Genomic DNA, 16,311 nt, shown 5'->3' with positions numbered 1-16,311 from the left:
GGCTCCGCGCCCGGACCCGGCGTACGGGCGGCGCCCGCCCCCGCGCCGGTCGGTGCCGGCCGGTCCGGTCCGTCGCCGTCCGCGCCCCCACCGGCGTCGCCGTCCGACCCGCCGCCCGTCCCGCCGGGCCCCTCGTCGCGCTGGCGGCCCGCCTCGGGCAGCGTGCGGTCGGTGGAGTGGTCGAGCACCCGCAGCGCGGCCAGCGCCGCCATCGGCACCACCAGGGCCGCGGCCGCCCCGGCGACGTCCAGGGCGTCGCCGCCCAGCACCCCGCCGATCACGGCGGCGACGGCGGTGCCGGCCATCGCCGCCCGCATCGCCGGGTAGATGCCGAACAGCCGCTTCAGCCCGCCCCACGGCTGCAGCAGGGCGAACCACACCAGCAGGGCGCCGGCCAGGGCCAGCACGGTCAGTGGGCTGTTGACCAGGGTCTCGAAGTTCGCCGAGCTGGAACGGTGCACGGTGAGCCCGCCGGTGCCGTCGCCGACGGCGGCCAGGAACCGGCCGAGGCTGCCCCGCTCGACGGCGGGCCGGCGCAGGTCGAGCACCGCGAAGCCGATGGTCAGCGCGAGCCCCGCCATGGTGGCCCAGGCCAGCCGGCTGATCGTCAACCAGCCGCCGGCGCTGATCGCGGCGGCGACGCTCAGCCCGGCGGTCAGCGCGATCGCGCCGATCGGGTCGGCGCCCAGGTACGGGCTGCCGACCACCAGCACGGCGGCGCCGCCCACGGCCACCATCACGGGCGGCCGCCAGGACCTGCGGACCCGCTGGGCCAGCCACCCCGCGCTGAGCAGGGCGCCGGCCACGAACACGCCGAGCCCGACGGTGCCCAGTCCGGCGTACCGGCCGCCCTCCAGGGCCGAGTAGCCGACCACCCCGTTGAGCTGCAGGCGGGTGCCGGTGAGCACGTCCATGCCCACGGTCAGCGCGGTCAGGCCGGCCACCGCACCGAGCGGGCCGAGGGTGCCCGCGTACCCCGGCGCGAGCCGGACCGCGACGGTCGCGGCGACCAGCAGCAGCACGGTCACCCCGGCGAAGTACACGCCGGCGTGCTCCCCGCGCCACCAGGGCACCGCGTCGGCGAGCAGGGCGGCCGGGACGGCGAGGGCCGCCGCGATCAGCAGCAGCTCCATGACCGCCACCACCCGCCGCGACACCGGCTCCGGGCCGTACGGGCCGGCGTGCCGGCGGGCCCGACGCAGCATCGGCAGCACCGCCACGGCCAGCAGCACCTGCGCGCCGACCAGCAGGGTGAAGAACCAGTCCGCCACCCGACGCTGGGCGGCGGCCTCCCGGTCGGCGTCCGCGGGCGCGGCGATCGCGGCGGCGAGGTCCGCCGGCCGACCGCCGACCGACTCGGCCGGCCGGCCGAGGAAGAGCCGCTCGGGCATCGGGCGGCCCAGCGCGGTGAGCGCGGTCGGCGCGAGGTCGACCAGCTGCAGGTAGCCCTCGCGGCCGGTGCTGGCGGAGGTGAGCCAACCGCGTTCCCAGCCGGGCCCGTCGGCGACGGCGACGTGCAGCCGCGACGGGGCTTCGGTGTCGGACACCCCGACGACGAGCACCAGCGAGCGGGGCGGCCGGGCGGCCAGCACCCGGGCCAGGCGGGTGTCCGCCTCACGCGCGGCCGAGGCCCGGGCCGCCGGGTCCTCGCCGGCCACCGTGCCGACGTCGACGATGCTCAGCACGCAGGAGCCGAGCAGGTCCGCCGGGTTCGCGGGCAGCGCCGGCGCGTAGCGGTCGACGCGGCCGAACGGCCGGGCGGCGGCCACGGCCGCGCCGGGACCGACCGCCACCGAGCAACGCACCGACTCCGACAGCGCGCCGGGCACGGTGCCCCAGGGCAGCTTCTCCTGGTTGTGCAGGACGACGCTCTCCTGGTCGGGCAGGTTCGCGCCGATGCCGTCGGGCTGCTCGACGGTCACCTGGGCCGGTGGGCAGCCCCCGGTCTGCCGGCTGCCGTTCCAGGCGGCGTAGCTGCCCGCGCCGAGGGTCAGCCAGCCGTCGACGGGGCAGGTCGGGCGGTGCGCGGACCGGACCGACAGGGAGCCGATCGAACCGTCCTGGGCCATCCGCCACAACGTCGGCGTGGTCTGCGGATCGACGTCCTCCCAGCGCAGCCCGGCCACCCCGACCAGCACCACGAAGTCGGCGGTGCGCCCGGGGGCCTCCCGGTCGGGGCGGGCGGTCAGCGCGGTGATGCCCAGCGCCACCACGACGAGGGTGAGCAGGACCGGGGCGATTCTGCGCATCACCGGCGTCCCGTCGACGGGGCCTCGGCGCCGGGGGCCGGCGGGCCGGCGGCATCCGGTGCCAGCTCGGCGTAGAGCGCCGCCAGTTGAGCGAGGGTGTCCGCCTCGGTGGGCCAGGTCGCGGCCCGGGCGGCGCCGCGCCGCCCCAGCTCGGCCCGCCCGGCCTCGTCGTCGAGCAGGGCGCGCACGGCCGCGTCGACGGCGTCCACGTCGCCCGGCGGCACGAGCGACGCGGCGTCGCCGACCAGCTCCGGCAGGCCACCGACCGCCGTCGCCACCAGCGGTACGCCGGCCCGCATCGCCTCCTGCGCGAAGAGTTGACGGGCCTCCCAGTCGCTGGTCACCACGGCCAGGTCGGCACCGGCGAGCAGGTCCCCCACGTCGGTGCGGTGCCCGAGCAGGGCCACCGGGGCCCGAGCGGCGGAGATCCGGGCGGCCAGCGGCAGGTAGGCGGGGCCGCTGCCGGCGATCACCACGACCGGCGCCGGTGTCCGGTTACGCCACCGGGCGGCCGCGTCGACGAGCACGTCGTACCGCTTCTGCGGGTGAAGCCGCCCGACGGAGAGGATCAGCGGCTGGTCCTGGGCGACGCCGAACTCGGCGCGGACGGCGACCCGGCGGCGGCGCGGCGCGGGCAGTGCGGGCGCGGCGACCGGGGCGAGCCGGGCGTCCGACGCGCCCAGCGCGGCGGCCCGCTCGACCAGGTCGGCGGAGGCGCCGAGCGCCACCCGGGCGCCGCGGGCGACGACCCGCTCGACGAGGCGGGACACGCCGCCCCGTAGGCCGCCAGCGAGCACCGCGTTGTGCCAGGTCACCACGAGCGGGGCGGCGGGCCGGGCGAGCACGGCGACCAGCCCGGCGCGCAGGCCGTGGGCGTGCAGCACGTCGACCGGCTCGGCGGCGAGCGCCCGGCGCAGCGCGGTGACCGCCCGGGCGTCCGCCGGGGTCGGGCTGGCCGGGATCTCCACCGGCAGGAAGCGCGCGCCGGTGCCCGTGAAGTCGAACTGCTCCTGCGTCGCGGCGGGCCCGCAGACCAGCACGGAGGCGCCCGCGGCGGTCAGGCCCCGGGCCAGCGAGCGGACGTGCTGCCCGACGCCGCCGGTGCTGGAGGCGAGCAGCAGGGCCACCGTGCCGCGCCAGTCGGGGACCGGTGCCGTCATCGCGACCACCCCCGCCCGTCGGTCGCCGTCGGTCGGTCACCCGTCCTGCACCCGCTCACCGGGACACCGTCTCCTTCCCGCCACCCCGTTCCGGGGGGATGTCGCCCTCGCCCGTCCCATCGGCGGGGGCCGCCGGCCCACGCCGGCCCGCCCTGCCCAGCCGCCGGAGCACCCCGGTGAGCAGCGGCGTCACGTCCCGCCGGTCGACCAGCCAGACGACGGCAAGGAACACGACGCCGACCAGGACTCCGGACAGCATGCCCTGCACGAGTGCGCCCGGTGTCGTCGGGGTGCCGTCGGAGGCCGCGTCGAGCCAGCGGGCGACGGCCGTTCCGGCGAGTGCCGCCAGGGTTCCGGCGAGCAGCCCGGCGGCGCCGGCGCGGGCGGCGCCGGCGAGCGCGGGAGGCCCGGCCGCGCGGCGCACCGCGAGGAGCAGCAGCCCGCCGAGCAGCACCATCCCGACCGAGTTGGCCAGGGCGACCGCGAACACCCGGTCCGCCACGGGCAGCAGGACCGCGAGTGGCACCGCCACCACCGGCACCGCCAGCCAGCCGATGGTGATCGCGACGGTCGCCGGGCGGGTGTCGCCCCGGGCGTAGAGGGCGCGGGAGAGCACCGCGAAGAGGCCGTAGCCGAGCAGCCCGGGGGCGAAGCCGACGATGGCCGCCGCGGTGGAGCCCGGGTCGCCCGGGTAGAAGAACGCGGCGACCGGCGCGGCCGTGCCGACCAGCGCCGCCGCGCCGAGGCAGCTGAACAGCAGCACCCCGCGCACCGTGGAGGAGAGCGTGCGCCGGTAGTCGTCGTCCCGCCCCGACGTGGCGGCCGTCGCCAACGTCGGATACGCCGCCACCGCCAGCGGCACCGCCAGCACCGCCCAGGGCAGCAGGTACATGGTCTGGGCCAGGTTGAACACCTGCGGCGAACCGGTCGGGCCGCCGGACACCCGGTTGAGCAGCACCAGCAGCGCGAGCTGCTGTGCGGTGACGGTGACCGCCCCCGCGACCGCCAACCCGCCCACCCGTGCCCGGGCGTCGGGCGGGAACGCGTATCCGGGGCGTGGTCGCAGATTCAACCGGCGCAAGGGGATCAGCAGCGACATCGACAGCACCACCACACCGAGCGTGGTGCCGGCGGACAGGATCAGCTCACTGCCGCGGCTCACCTGCGCCACGCTCGCGCCCCGTCCCTCGGCGCCGCCGAAGGCGAGGTAGACCCCGATCACGGTGAGGCTGGACAGCAGCGGCGCGATCACCGGCCAGGCGAAGCGGCGGTGTGCCTGGAGCACCCCGGTGAGCACGATGCCGACGCCGTAGAGCGGCAACTGCGGGGCGAAGGCCCGCAGCATCCGCGCCCCGGCCGCCAGCTCGGCCTCGGAGCGCCCGTCGCTGAGCAGCGACACGATCGGGCCCGCCGCCACCGCGACGAGGACGGCCAGCGGCACCAGCAGGGTGACCGTCCAGGTGAGCAGGGCCCCGGTGGTGGCGGACACCGCGCGCCGGTCGCCCGCGGCGACCGGCGCGGCCAGCAGCGGTACGACCAGGCTCGCCAACGCGCCACCGGCCACGATCTCGAAGATGATGTTCGGCGCGGTGTTGGCGATGACGTACATGCCGCCGAGGTCGCTCTTCTGCACGACCCAGGTGAACACGGCGGTACGGCCGAAGCCGGCGAGCCGGCTGGCGACGGTGAGGACGGCGATGAGCGCGGCCGCTCCGGCGACGCGGCCGGCGCCGGCGAGGGGTGCCGGGGTCGTCACGTCAGTCGGCGCGTCGGCCCAGTGCGTCGAGCTCGCGCAGCCCGGGGGTGCGCTGGATGACCTGGGTGAAGCTGACCTTCTCGCTGGCCGCGGTGAGGCCGGCGAGCACGGCGAGCAGCCCGGCCCGCCCGAGCGGCCCGGTACGCGCGGCGAGCGCCACCCCGAGCAGCGCGCCGAGCGCGTTCGCGCCGCTGTCGCCGAGCATCACGTCCTCGCCGAGGTCGGCGGGGAGCAGCCCGGCGGCGGCGCCGACGGCACCGGCGGCGATCCCGCCGTGCGGGCCGCCGGCCAGCGGGGCGCCGAGCAGCAGGCCGGACTTCAGCGCCCGGCCGGGGCGCAGGTCGAGCAGGTTGAGCAGGTTCGCGGTGCCGGCGATGACCCCGGCGCCGAGCAGCACGTCGACGCCCCTGCCCAGCGGGCCCTGGCCCTGGCGGCGCCGGTGCCCGGCGACCCGGGCGTCGGCGGCGAGCAGCGCGGCGGCACCGAGGCCGGCGGCCCCCACTCCGACGACCTTGACCATCCCCGCGGTGATCCGGCCCTCCCGCAGCGCGGCGAGGTGGCCGGCGAAGCCCTTGGCCGCCTTCTGCTCCGGGCGCGCCCCGACCACGTCGTCGTAGAGGCCGACCGCGCCGGCACCCGCCCCGGCGAACAGGGCGGCGGCACCCGACGGGCCGCTGGATGCGCCGAACGCGCCCGCCGCGGCGGCACCTGCGGCGAGGGCGGGGCCGGCGGCCAGGCTCACCGTGCGGCCACGGAAGTTGGTGCGTTCCAGCGCGGGCCCGGCCGGCGAGGTGCGCACCTCGCGCAGCGCGTAGCGGGCTGCGGCGGCACCCGCACCGGCGATCAGCAGTCGACCGAGCAGACTCACGCGCGTCCCTCCCGTCGACCGTGGCAGTACGTGGATCCGGACCCCGGGGTACGTCGTTCGCTCACTGGGGCAGTCTAGGCAGCAGGGTCGCGTTGTCGCCGACGCCGTACTGACCGGCCTTCTTCTCGGTGACCTGCTGCACCAGCGCGAGGGCGGTGACCAGCTGCCCCTGGTTGGTGTTGGCGTTGTCGACCGTGGAGATGGTCTGCACCAGCACCGGGTCGCTCCGGACGGCGGCCACCAGGTTTCCCCCGGCCGAGCCGTTGCCGCCGACGACGATGGTCCCGGCCTGGTCGAACTGCTCGGCGACCATGAGCACCGACTCGTCCTTCTTCGCCGAGTCCTTGTCCACGTACGGTTGCCCGCTGACCACCACGACGGCCTCCGCCGCCCCGGTGACCCCCTTCTCCGTGGTCAGGTAGTTGGCGTTGGTGTACGCGGCCAGCACCGCCCGCCGGTCGGCCTCGCTGACCGGGGTCGCGCCGGGCGCCCGGTCGAGCAGCACGCTGGCCAGCAGGGCGGTGGAGGTCTCCACCCCGTGGCCGTTGCCGGGCAACCCGGCGGTCGGCGCGCTGGTGGGGCGAGCGGCGTCGACCGCCAGCTCCAGCAGGTTGTTGTTGTTGTCCGGGTTGATGAACTTGTCCTGGAGGTCGATGCGGCCGGTCATCTGGACCCCGGCGAGCTGGAGCATCTTGACCACGCCCTCGGTGTGGTCACGCCCCGTCGGCAGGCTGACCACCAGCACCCGCTTGCCGGTGAGCGTGCCGGGCAGGACGACCTCCGCGATCTGGGCTGCGAACTCCTCCTCGAGTTCCAGCTCCTTCTCCATGTTCTGGACCGCCTGGCGCATCAGCTGGTTGTCCTTGCGCAGCCCGTTGACGTTCTCCTTGAGGGAGTCGGCCACCGGGCCGTTCAGGGCGGCGGTGCCGACCACCAGCCCGATCGCCAGCGCTAGGAAGACAGCGGTCAGGGACACCACGTGGTACCGGAAATTGATCACACCTGCAGCCTCTTGATCGGTGGGACGCTAGAAAAGCTGTTCGAGCTGGAACACGAAATTGTTCCACCACTCGGAGACCACGCCCAAATACGCCTTGCCGACGGTGGAGACCGCCACGGCCGAGGCCATCGCCGCGATCGCGGAGAGCACCAGCAGCAGCAGCGACGATCCGGAGATGCTCTGCCGGTAGAGCCGGCTCACGCCCTTGGCGTCGACCAGCTTGCCACCGACCTTGAGCCGGGTCAGGAACGTGGAGGCCATCCCGCCCCGCCCCTTGTCGAGGAACTCGACCAGGGTGGCGTGGGTGCCGACCGCGACCAGCAGCGAGGCGCCCTTCTCGTCGGCCAGCAGCATGGCCAGGTCCTCGCTGGTCGCCGCCGCCGGGAAGGTCACCGCCGGCACCCCGAGGCCGTTGACCCGGGCCAGGCCGGGCGCCCGGCCGTCCGGGTAGGCGTGCACGATCACCTCGGCGCCGCAGCGCAGCACGTCGTCGGTGACCGAGTCCATGTCGCCGATGATCATGTCCGGGGTGTAGCCGGCCTCGACCAGGGCGTCCGCGCCGCCGTCCACGCCGATCAGGACCGGCTTGAACTCGCGGATGTAGGGGCGCAGCACGTCCAGGTCGGCCTTGTAGTCGTAGCCACGCACCACGATCAGGCAGTGCCGCCCCTGCATCTCGGTCTGGATCTCCGGCACGCCGACGCCGTCGAGGAGCAGGTCGCGCTCCTGGCGCAGATAGTCCATCGTGTTGGCGGCGAAGGCCTCCAACTGCACCGAGAGCCCTTCCCGGGCGTCGGCCATCGCCTTGGCCACCGTCTCGGCGTCCTGGAGGCTGCCGTGCGCCACCGGCTCGTCGCCGACGAAGACGGTGTTGCCCTCGACCCGGACGGTGTCGCCCTCGCGGATCCGCTCGAAGACGCCCTCACCCAGGTCGTCCAGGAGTGGAATGCCGGCGGCGACCAGCACCTCCGGCCCGAGGTTCGGATAGCGGCCGGAGACCGACGGCTTCGCGTTGAGCACGGCGCCGACGCCGACGGCGACGAGCGAGTCGGCGGCGACACGGTCGAGGTCGACGTGGTCGATGACCGCGATGTCACCGGGGCGGAGCCGGCCGACCAGGCGTTTTGTCCGGCGGTCGAGGCGCGCGGTGCCGAGGATCCTGCCCGGTTCCGCGTTCCGGGTCCGGCGCAACGTGGGTAGACGCATCGTGACCATCCTGGCATGTGAGGCAGGCAATTCTGTCGCGACATGCCTGAGCAGGGCCGCCTACCCAGGGAAGCACACTACCGCGCAGGCCGGTGTGCCTGTGCTCACAATCGCCGGCCTCACGGGCGCCTTTCCCGGGCCGCCACGGCGAGAAGTTCCTCGGCGTGCGCGATACCCAGGTCGGAGTCGGGCAGACCCGCGAGCATCCGGGCCAGCTCCCGGGCGCGCTCGGTGTCCTCCACCACCCGGACCCCGCTCGTGGTGACCGCCCCGCCCGTGTCCTTCGCCACCACCAGGTGCCGGTCGGCGAACGCGGCCACCTGCGGCAGGTGGGTGACGACCAGCACCTGGTGGCTGCGGGCCAACCGGGCCAGCCGGCGGCCGATCTCCACCGCGGCCCGGCCGCCGACGCCAGCGTCGACCTCGTCGAAGACCAGCGTGGGCGGCCCGCCCGAGCCGGCGAAGACGACCTCGATGGCGAGCATCACCCGGGACAGTTCACCGCCGGAGGCGCCGCGCTGCAACGGCAGCGAGGGCGCGCCCGGGTGGGCCAGCAGGCGCAGCTCGACCTCGTCGCCGCCGTCCGGGCCGACGCCGACCTCGGTGCCGTTGACCGGCAGGGTCGGCTCGGCGCGGCCGGCCGCGCGGGGCAGCACCGCCACCTCGATCCGGGCGTGCGGCATGGCCAGCCCGGCCAGCTCGACGGTGACCTGCTCGGCGAAGCGGGACGCCGCCTCCTGCCGTGACGTCGACACCCGGCCGGCCAGGTCGGCCACCTCGCCGGCCAGCCGGGCGGCCTCCCGGTCCAACTCGTCGAGCAGGTCGTCCGAGGTGTCCAGGTCCGACAGCCGGGCGCGGGCATGCTCCGCCCAGGCGATCACCCCGTCGACGTCGTCGGCGTACTTGCGGGTGAGCGCGCGCAGCGCCGCCCGCCGCTCGTAGACGGTCTGCAACCTCGCCGGGTCGGCGTCCAGCGCGGCGAGGTAGGTCGACAGCTCGGCGGAGACGTCCGTGACGAGGGTCGCGGCCTCCTCCAGCCGCCCCGCCAGCTCGCCCAGCGCCGGGTCGGTGCCGGCCTGCGCCTCCAGGGTGCGCCGTGCCGTGCCGAGCAGCGCCGTCGCGTCCGGGGTCTCGTCGGTGGCCTCCACGCCGCCGGCCACGCACTGCTGGGCCACCTGCGCCGCCGTGCGCAGCCCCTCGGCGTGCTCCAGCCGCTGCGCCTCCGCCTTCAGCTCGTCGTCCTCGCCGGGCTGCGGGTCGACCCGGGTGATCTCGTCGAGGCCGAGCCGCAGCAGGTCGGCCTCCTGGTTGCGCTCGCGGGCGTTGCGCCGCCGGTCGGTCAGGTCGTCGACCACCGCGCGCCAGCGGACGTACGTCTCGCGCAGCGCGTCGAGCAGCTTCTCGTGCTCCGGGCCGGCGAACCGGTCCAGTGCGGCCCGCTGCTCGGCCGGACGCAGCAAACGCAGCTGGTCGGACTGGCCGTGCACGGCCACCGCCTGCTCGCCCACCTCACCGAGCATCGACACTGGCATGCTCCGCCCGCCCAGGTGCGCGCGGGAGCGGCCCTCCACCGTGACGGTGCGGCTCAACAGCACCGAGCCGTCCTCGTCGGGCTCCCCGCCCGCGTCGATGATCCGCGCGTGCACGCTGGCGGCGACGCGGCCCTCGAGCCGCAGCCGGCCCTCGACCACCGCCCGCCCCGGCTGGGCGCGGACCCGTCCGGCGTCGGCACGCCCCCCGAAGAGCAGGCCGAGGCCGGTGACCACCATGGTCTTGCCCGCACCGGTCTCGCCGGTGATGACGTTCATGCCGCCGGTCAACGGCAGCGTGGTGTCCTCGATGACGCCCAGTCCGGTGATGCGCAGCTCTTCCAGCACAGCAACCGACAGTAGACGCGGCCCCCGACACTTGACCAGCCGGCGTGGGCACGCCGGTGCGTCCGCCCGCCGACCCGCACGCGGCGGCCCGGCCGGCACCGGCCCGGTCCCGGGTCAGCGGCGGTTTCCGCGCCAGCCGTGCACGGGCAGGTCGAACTTCGCCACCAGCCGGTCGGTGAACGGGCGGTCCCGCAGCCGCACGACGCGCACCGGCAGCGCGCCGCGCCGTACGGTGACCCGCGCCCCGGGCGGCAGGTCGTAGACCCGCCGGCCGTCGCAGGACATCACCGCGAGGGTCGTGAACGGGTCGACGGTGATGGCGAACGTGGACGTGGGCGCCGTGACCAGCGGCCGGCTGAACAACGCGTGCGCGCTGATCGGCACCAGCAGCAGGGCCTCCACCTCCGGCCAGACCACCGGCCCGCCACCGGAGAACGCGTACGCCGTCGAGCCGGTGGGGGTCGCGCAGACCACCCCGTCGCAGCCGTACCGCGACAGCGGGCGGCCGTCCACGTCGACCAGCAGCTCCAGCATCTGGGCGCGCTCGCCCTTCTCGACGCTGATCTCGTTGAGCGCCCAGGACTCGATCGTCGGGCCGCCGTCGAACTCGGCGGTCACGTCGAGGGTGAGCCGCTCGTCGACGCGGTAGTTCCGCTCGACCACGTCGCGTACCGCGCTGTCGAGGTCGTCGATCTCGGCCTCGGCGAGGAAGCCGACCTTGCCGAGGTTGATGCCCAGCAGCGGCACCTTCGCCGGGCGGGCCAGCTCCGCCGCGCGCAGGAAGGTGCCGTCCCCGCCGAGCGCGAAGACGATCTCCGCGCCCTCGGCGGCCTCCAGACCGGTCACCGGGACCGCCCCGGGCAGGTCGAGGTCGTCGGCCTCCTCGGCCACGACCCGCACCTCGAAGCCGGCCGAGATGAGGTCGGCGGCGACGGCGCGGGCGTGCTCGGTGCTGCGCCGGCGCCCGGTGTGCGTCACCAGCAGGGCCGTGCGGCTCACCGGGACCGCCGTCCCGTCACGCCCGCGCGGCTCGCGCGCGGCACGCCCACGACCGCGGGGCTCGCCAGCTCAGTCACCCGGCCACCTCCTCCGTCGCCGCGTCCGGCTGGTCGCCGGACGGCGCCGGGCCACCCGGCCCGGCGGTCACCACCGCGCGCACCCGTTCCGGATCTGCCGGTGGTGCGTCCCGGCGTAACCATACGAAGAACTCGACGTTGCCGCTCGGCCCCGGTAGCGGGCTCGCGGCCACGTCGGCCAGGCCGAGGTCGAGCCGGGCCGCCGCGGCGGCCACGTCGAGCACGGCCTCCGCCCGCAGCAGCGGGTCGCGGACCACTCCGCCGGCACCGACGCGCTCCTTGCCGACCTCGAACTGCGGCTTGACCATCAGCGCCAGGTCCCCGTCGGGCCGGGTGCAGCCGGCCAGCGCCGGCAGCACCAGCCGCAGGGAGATGAACGACAGGTCGGCGACCGTGAGGTCGACCGGGCCGTCGATGACCTCCGGTGTCAGCGTACGGACGTTGGTGCGCTCGAAGACCCGCACCCGGGGATCGTTGCGCAGCGGCCAGGCGAGTTGCCCGTAGCCGACGTCGACCGCGACCACCTCCGCCGCGTCGGCGCGCAGCAGCACGTCGGTGAAGCCGCCGGTGGAGGCGCCCGCGTCCAGGCACCGCCGGCCGGTGACCGTCAGCCCGCCGGGGGCGAAGGCGGCCAGCGCGCCGGCCAGCTTGTGCCCGCCCCGGGAGACGTACTCCGAGCCGGGGTCCTCGCCGGTGACCAGGAGCGGATCGGCGGGATCGACCATCGCGGCGGGCTTGCGGGCCGGCACCCCGCGAAGCTGGACGCGGCCGGCCTCCACCAGCGCGGCGGCCTGTTCCCGGGAACGGGCCAGGCCGCGGCGGACGAGTTCGGCGTCCAGCCGGTTACGACGTGCCATGCGTGGTTCTTCTCCGGTCGCTCAGGCCTGGTCGATGGTGGCGAGGGTCTCCCGCAGCGTCTCGTACGCCGCCTCGTACTGCGCGATCTGGTCGGCCGGGGCGAGCGTCGCGGCGTTGGCCATCGCCCGCACGGCCGCCTCCACGGCGGGGTGCCGGTCGGCGTCGAGATCCAGGTCGGGGTCGGGCGGCGACGGCGGGCCGGGGCGCGGACCGGGCCGGACACCGGGCGGCGGGCCGGGCCGGACGGCGCCGGCGGGTCCATGGCCGGCGTCGGACGGGCCGGGGCGGGGACCGGGCGGCGGGCCGGGGCGGAAGGGGCCGGTCACGACCCGCTCCCGGCCGTAGCCGGGCGGGTCATGCCTCGCCCTCCGGCGGCCGCCTGCCGGGCGCCTTCTTCGCCGGCCGGACCGGCTCCGCGCCACCCTCGGCGGGGGCGAGGGCCGACGGCGCCCGCTTCGCCACCGCCTTCTTGGCGACGGCCTTCTTCGCGACCGCCTTCTTGGCGACGGCCGGTGTCGCGACCGCAGCGGGGGCAGCCGCGGTGGGTACGGCCGGCTCGGCGGCGCCCGGAGCCGCCGACGCCGCGAGGCCTGCGGACGACGGCACCGCCACGCCGCCGGACGACCGCTCGGCGGGGCCCGCGGACGACGACTCGGCGGGTACGGGCGACGGGCCCCCGAGGGTCGCCTTGGCGTCGCGGAGCTCACGCTCCAGCTCGTGCACCCGTCGGGTCAGCTCGGCGACCTCGTCGGCGGTGGCGAGCCCCACCGCGCCGAGGGCCCGGTCCACCTCGAAGCGCACCAGCTTGGTCAGCGCCTCCCGGTTGGCCGCGCCGGTGGAGACCAGCTCCTCGGCGAGTGACTGCAGCTGGGCGGCGGTCGCCCCGCCCGAGCCGACGGCCCGGCGTACCGCGTCCTGGGCCTTCTTCCGGGGCGCCTCCGTGAGGCCCATGGCCAGCTCAAGGTAGGCGCGCCACGCGTCCTGCATGCCTGATTCCTTCCGCGGGGCGGGGGTGTGCAGGTGCCACGCTACCGGGCACCGTGTGACAGCCTGTGCGGTACGGTGCCGGGGACGGCGTGGCGAGCGGTGAGGAGGCGATCGTGGCCAGCGTGGACGAATGCCGGCAGGCGCTGCGGGATCTGGCGGCCCGGCTGGACCGCAACGCGGAGACGGTGCGGGAGAAGGTCGACTTCGACCGGACGCTGGCCTGCCGGATCACCGACCTGGAGACCGCCTTCCACGGCCGGCTCTCCGGCGGTCGCCTGGTCGACCTGGCCGACGGCGACGACCCGAAGGCCAAGATCGCGCTGAGCACCGCCAGCGACGACCTGCTCGCGCTGGTCCGGGGCGAGCTCGACGTCACCCGCGCGGTCGCCTCCCGACGGGTGTCGATCAAGGCGAACCCGCTCGACCTCATGAAGCTGCGCAAGCTGCTCTGAGGGACCGCCGGCGGGCGAGCGTGCCGGTGGTCGTCGGCGCGGGGTCCGCCGGCGGCGGTCAGCCGGACAGGCCGAGTTCGACCAGTGCCCTCTCCGCCTCGGTCGACCCGGCACGGACCAGCGCCGGCCGCGCCGACCAGGCGGCCGCGCAGAGCGCCGCCAGGGCGTCCAGCGCGCGGCCCGATCCGCACAGCTCCAGCGTGCCGTCCCGCGCGGCCACCGACCATCCACCGGCGTCCGCCGGACCCGGGACCCGCACCACGGCCGCCGGGTCGAAGAGCCCCGCCAGGTCCATCGAGACGTACGTGGGCCTGCGGTGCGGCGGGGCGGCGAGCAGCTCGGCCGCGTCGCTCACGCCGGTGAGCACCAGCAGGCTGTCCAGGCCGGCCCGCCGGGCACCCTCGATGTCGGTGTCCAACCGGTCGCCGACCAGCAGCGTCCGGCCCTGCCCGGCGCGGTGGGCCGCCGTGGTGAACAGCGCCGGCTCGGGCTTGCCGACGACCACGTCGGGCTCCCGGTCGAGGGCGGTGCGCAGCACGGCGACCAGGGCACCGTTGCCCGGCAGTGGTCCCCGGCCGCTGGGCAGGGCCGGATCGGTGTTCGTGGCGACCCAGGTCGCGCCGGCGCGTACGGCCACCGACGCCTCGGCCAGGTCCGCCCAGCAGACCTGCGGGCCGAAGCCCTGCACGACCGCCAGCGGCGACTCGTCGGCCCGCGACACCGGGGTGAGCCCCACCGCGCGCAACTCGGCCCGCAACGCCTCGGTGCCGACGACCAGCACCGCGGCGCCGGCGGGGAGCCGGTCGCGAAGCAGCTCGGCGGCGGCGGCCGCGGAGGTGAGCACCTCCTCGGGCCGGGCGGGCACGCCCATCCCGGTGAGCAGGTCGGCCACCTCGCTGGAGCGGCGCGAGGCGTTGTTGGTCGCGTACGCCACCGCCCGGCCCTCCGCGTGCAGGCGACCGACGGCCTCGACCGCGCCGGGGACCGGCCGGTCGATCAGGTAGATCACGCCGTCCAGGTCGAAGACGACCAGGGCGTACCCGTCGACCAGCCGTTCCCCGGCATCCGTCGTCATCGCTGCGCGGCGCCCGATCCGCCGTCGGCGGTGGGCTCGCCACCACCGGTGGCGGTCCCGCTGTCGTCGCCGGTCGGCCCGGTGGCCACGGCGCCCGCCTCGTCGTCCGTCAGCTCGTCGTCCGCCAGGTCGTCCGCCTGGACCGCCGCGACCGCGGCCTCGTCCTGCCGCTCGTCGGGGGTCCCCGACGCGTCGCGCCGCTCGTCGGTGCCCTCGTCGGTCGGCTCCGCGTGGTCTGCGGGACCGGCGTCGCCGTCGAGGTTCTCGTCGTCCCCGAGATCCGCGTCGTTGTCCCCGAGGTCCGCGTCGCCGCCGAGGTCGGCGTCCGGTCGGGCCGGCACGGCACCGGGGGTGCCGGGACCGGAGGCGATCGCCTCGGCGGACTCCTCGTCCTCCTCGTCGCCCTCGATCACCACACCGTCGAGCTCCAGCAGCCGCTCGGCGGCGTCGGTCTCGCCCTCCGTGTCGACATCGGCAGCGCGGGAGAACCACTCGCGGGCCTCGTCGCGACGACCGACCGCGAGCAGCCCGTCGGCGTACGCGTACCGCAGCCGCGCCGTCCACGGCTCAGCCGTCTCCGCCGTCAGCTCGGGAACCTGGAGCATCGCCACGGCGGCGTCCTTCTGGCCCAGGTCGCCGCGCGCCCCGGCCGCCACGATCAGCAGCTCGATCGCCACGGCCTGGTCCAGCTTCTCCCGGTCCGCGCCCCGGAACAGGTCGATGGCCCGCTCCGGCCGGCCCAGCGCCCGCTCGCAGTCCGCGAGCACCGCCAGGTGGCTCTGCAACCCGCTCATCCGGTGGTACGTGCGCAGCTCCGCGATCGCGGTCTGCCACTCCCCTGCGTGGTACGCGGCCAAGCCGACCGCCTCGCGGACGGCGGCGATCCGGGACGCCAGCCGACGGGCCGCCAGCGCGTGCGCCAGCGCCTCGGCCGGGTCCTCGTCGATCAGCTGACCCGTCGCCACCAGGTGCCGGGCGACCGTCTCGGCGACCGGCTTCGCCAGCGAGAGCAACTCGGCGCGGACGTCCTTGTCGAGGTCGGTCGGGGCGATGTCGTCGGGCAGTGCGGGCGCCGCCGTACGCTCGTCCTCCGCCTCCGGACGCTCGCGCCGCTCGTCGCGGCGATCTCCGCCCCGGAATCCGCCCTCATGACGGTCACCCTGGCGTTCTCCGCCCCGGTAGCCACCTTCGCGGTCGCCGCCACGGTAACCGCCCTGCCGGTCGCCACCTTCGCGTCGATCGCCGCCCCGGAACCCGCCCGGACGATCGCCGCCCTCACGACGGTCACCACCCCGGAACCCGCCCGGACGATCGCCGCCCTCACGACGGTCACCACCGCGGAAACCACCTTCGCGGTCGCCGCCACGGTAGCCACCCTCACGCGGCGGACCCGACCGGAAACCACCCTGCCGGTCGCCACCCTCACGACGGTCCCCACCGCGGAAACCGCCCTCGCGGTCGCCACCGCGGAAGCCACCCGGACGGTCACCGCCCTCACGACGGTCACCGCCACGGAAACCACCCGGACGGTCGCCACCCTCACGACGGTCACCACCGCGGAAACCACCTTCGCGGTCACCGCCACGGAAGCCGCCCTCACGCGGCGGACCCGACCGGAAACCACCCTCGCGACGGTCACCGCCACGGAAACCGCCCTCGCGGTCACCGCCACGGAAGCCGCCCTCACGCGGCGGACCCGACCGGAAACCACCCTCGCGACGGTCACCGCCACGGAAACCGCCCTCGC

At 76.1% G+C, this 16,311-nt stretch carries 14 protein-coding genes and 1 pseudogene; 2 read left to right on the top strand and 13 right to left on the bottom strand.

Translation table 11 applies throughout. From position 1 onward, the window contains the following. The 11 genes from V6U77_RS28290 to V6U77_RS28240 all read right to left on the bottom strand — a co-directional run. Window positions 1-2,252, bottom strand: a 2,252-nt coding sequence (locus tag V6U77_RS28290) for a hypothetical protein (RefSeq protein ID WP_334609804.1), incomplete at its 3' end; no start/stop codon positions are given. Continuing rightward, a complete protein-coding gene (locus V6U77_RS28285) occupies window positions 2,249-3,409 on the bottom strand; it encodes a glycosyltransferase family 4 protein (protein WP_334609803.1) in 1,161 nt (386 codons plus the stop codon). The genes V6U77_RS28285 and V6U77_RS28290, both read right to left, overlap by 4 nt. A 55-nt stretch (window positions 3,410-3,464) precedes the next feature. Continuing rightward, the gene (gene murJ, locus V6U77_RS28280; protein ID WP_334609802.1) at window positions 3,465-5,165 is read right to left on the bottom strand and encodes a murein biosynthesis integral membrane protein MurJ; all 1,701 of its coding nucleotides are present in this window, start codon (window positions 5,163-5,165) and stop codon (window positions 3,465-3,467) included. A gap of 1 nt (window position 5,166) precedes the next feature. Beyond that, complete coding sequence (locus tag V6U77_RS28275) at window positions 5,167-6,033, bottom strand: hypothetical protein (protein WP_334609801.1); 867 nt, start codon at window positions 6,031-6,033, stop codon at window positions 5,167-5,169. A gap of 61 nt (window positions 6,034-6,094) precedes the next feature. Continuing rightward, complete coding sequence (locus tag V6U77_RS28270; protein ID WP_334609800.1) at window positions 6,095-7,033, bottom strand: copper transporter; 939 nt, start codon at window positions 7,031-7,033, stop codon at window positions 6,095-6,097. Window positions 7,034-7,060: 27 nt separating this feature from the next. Then, window positions 7,061-8,239 (bottom strand): putative cytokinetic ring protein SteA, encoded by a 1,179-nt coding sequence (gene steA, locus V6U77_RS28265; RefSeq protein WP_334609799.1) that lies wholly within the window; start codon window positions 8,237-8,239, stop codon window positions 7,061-7,063. A 119-nt stretch (window positions 8,240-8,358) separates the two neighbouring features. Continuing rightward, window positions 8,359-10,116, bottom strand: coding sequence for a DNA repair protein RecN (gene recN / locus V6U77_RS28260; protein WP_334609798.1), 1,758 nt, complete (start codon window positions 10,114-10,116; stop codon window positions 8,359-8,361). Window positions 10,117-10,230: 114 nt separating this feature from the next. Further along, window positions 10,231-11,115 carry an NAD kinase gene (locus tag V6U77_RS28255; RefSeq protein WP_334609797.1) on the bottom strand — a complete coding sequence of 295 codons (885 nt, stop codon included), beginning with the start codon at window positions 11,113-11,115 and terminating at the stop codon, window positions 10,231-10,233. Between the two features lie 73 nt (window positions 11,116-11,188). After that, window positions 11,189-12,049 (bottom strand): TlyA family RNA methyltransferase, encoded by an 861-nt coding sequence (locus V6U77_RS28250; RefSeq protein WP_334609796.1) that lies wholly within the window; start codon window positions 12,047-12,049, stop codon window positions 11,189-11,191. 21 nt (window positions 12,050-12,070) lie between these two features. Beyond that, window positions 12,071-12,376 carry a hypothetical protein gene (locus V6U77_RS28245; protein ID WP_334609806.1) on the bottom strand — a complete coding sequence of 102 codons (306 nt, stop codon included), beginning with the start codon at window positions 12,374-12,376 and terminating at the stop codon, window positions 12,071-12,073. 28 nt (window positions 12,377-12,404) lie between these two features. Continuing rightward, complete coding sequence (locus V6U77_RS28240) at window positions 12,405-13,037, bottom strand: phasin family protein (protein WP_334609795.1); 633 nt, start codon at window positions 13,035-13,037, stop codon at window positions 12,405-12,407. A gap of 113 nt (window positions 13,038-13,150) precedes the next feature. Here V6U77_RS28240 and V6U77_RS28235 point away from each other — a divergent pair, with 113 nt between their 5' ends. After that, window positions 13,151-13,489 (top strand): SCP2 sterol-binding domain-containing protein, encoded by a 339-nt coding sequence (locus V6U77_RS28235; protein WP_334609805.1) that lies wholly within the window; start codon window positions 13,151-13,153, stop codon window positions 13,487-13,489. 58 nt (window positions 13,490-13,547) lie between these two features. On the opposite strand, the gene V6U77_RS28230 is transcribed toward V6U77_RS28235, so the two are convergent. Then, window positions 13,548-14,564 carry an HAD-IIA family hydrolase gene (locus tag V6U77_RS28230; RefSeq protein ID WP_334609794.1) on the bottom strand — a complete coding sequence of 339 codons (1,017 nt, stop codon included), beginning with the start codon at window positions 14,562-14,564 and terminating at the stop codon, window positions 13,548-13,550. Further along, entirely contained in the window at window positions 14,561-15,577 is a 1,017-nt protein-coding gene (locus tag V6U77_RS28225; protein ID WP_334609793.1) for a tetratricopeptide repeat protein, read from the bottom strand. The genes V6U77_RS28230 and V6U77_RS28225 overlap by 4 nt, the downstream gene beginning before the upstream one ends. A 135-nt stretch (window positions 15,578-15,712) precedes the next feature. Between V6U77_RS28225 and V6U77_RS28220 the strand changes: the two are divergent. Beyond that, window positions 15,713-16,311: pseudogene (locus V6U77_RS28220) on the top strand (hypothetical protein); the annotation flags it as partial.

The sequence above is a fragment of the Micromonospora sp. CPCC 205546 genome, assembly GCF_036902715.1.
Taxonomy (GTDB): domain Bacteria; phylum Actinomycetota; class Actinomycetes; order Mycobacteriales; family Micromonosporaceae; genus Micromonospora.
The sequence above is the reverse complement of the archived record's forward strand: the minus strand, read 5'-3'. Positions and strand labels throughout refer to the sequence as shown.

What these genes read in the sequence shown, in the direction of transcription:
- V6U77_RS28285 (WP_334609803.1), bottom strand. Translation starts at nt 3,409, where the DNA reads ATGACGGCACCGGTCCCCGACTGGCGCGGCACGGTGGCCCTGCTGCTC.
- steA (WP_334609799.1), bottom strand. Translation starts at nt 8,239, where the DNA reads ATGCGTCTACCCACGTTGCGCCGGACCCGGAACGCGGAACCGGGCAGG.
- V6U77_RS28250 (WP_334609796.1), bottom strand. Translation starts at nt 12,049, where the DNA reads ATGGCACGTCGTAACCGGCTGGACGCCGAACTCGTCCGCCGCGGCCTG.
- V6U77_RS28240 (WP_334609795.1), bottom strand. Translation starts at nt 13,037, where the DNA reads ATGCAGGACGCGTGGCGCGCCTACCTTGAGCTGGCCATGGGCCTCACG.
- V6U77_RS28230 (WP_334609794.1), bottom strand. Translation starts at nt 14,564, where the DNA reads ATGACGACGGATGCCGGGGAACGGCTGGTCGACGGGTACGCCCTGGTC.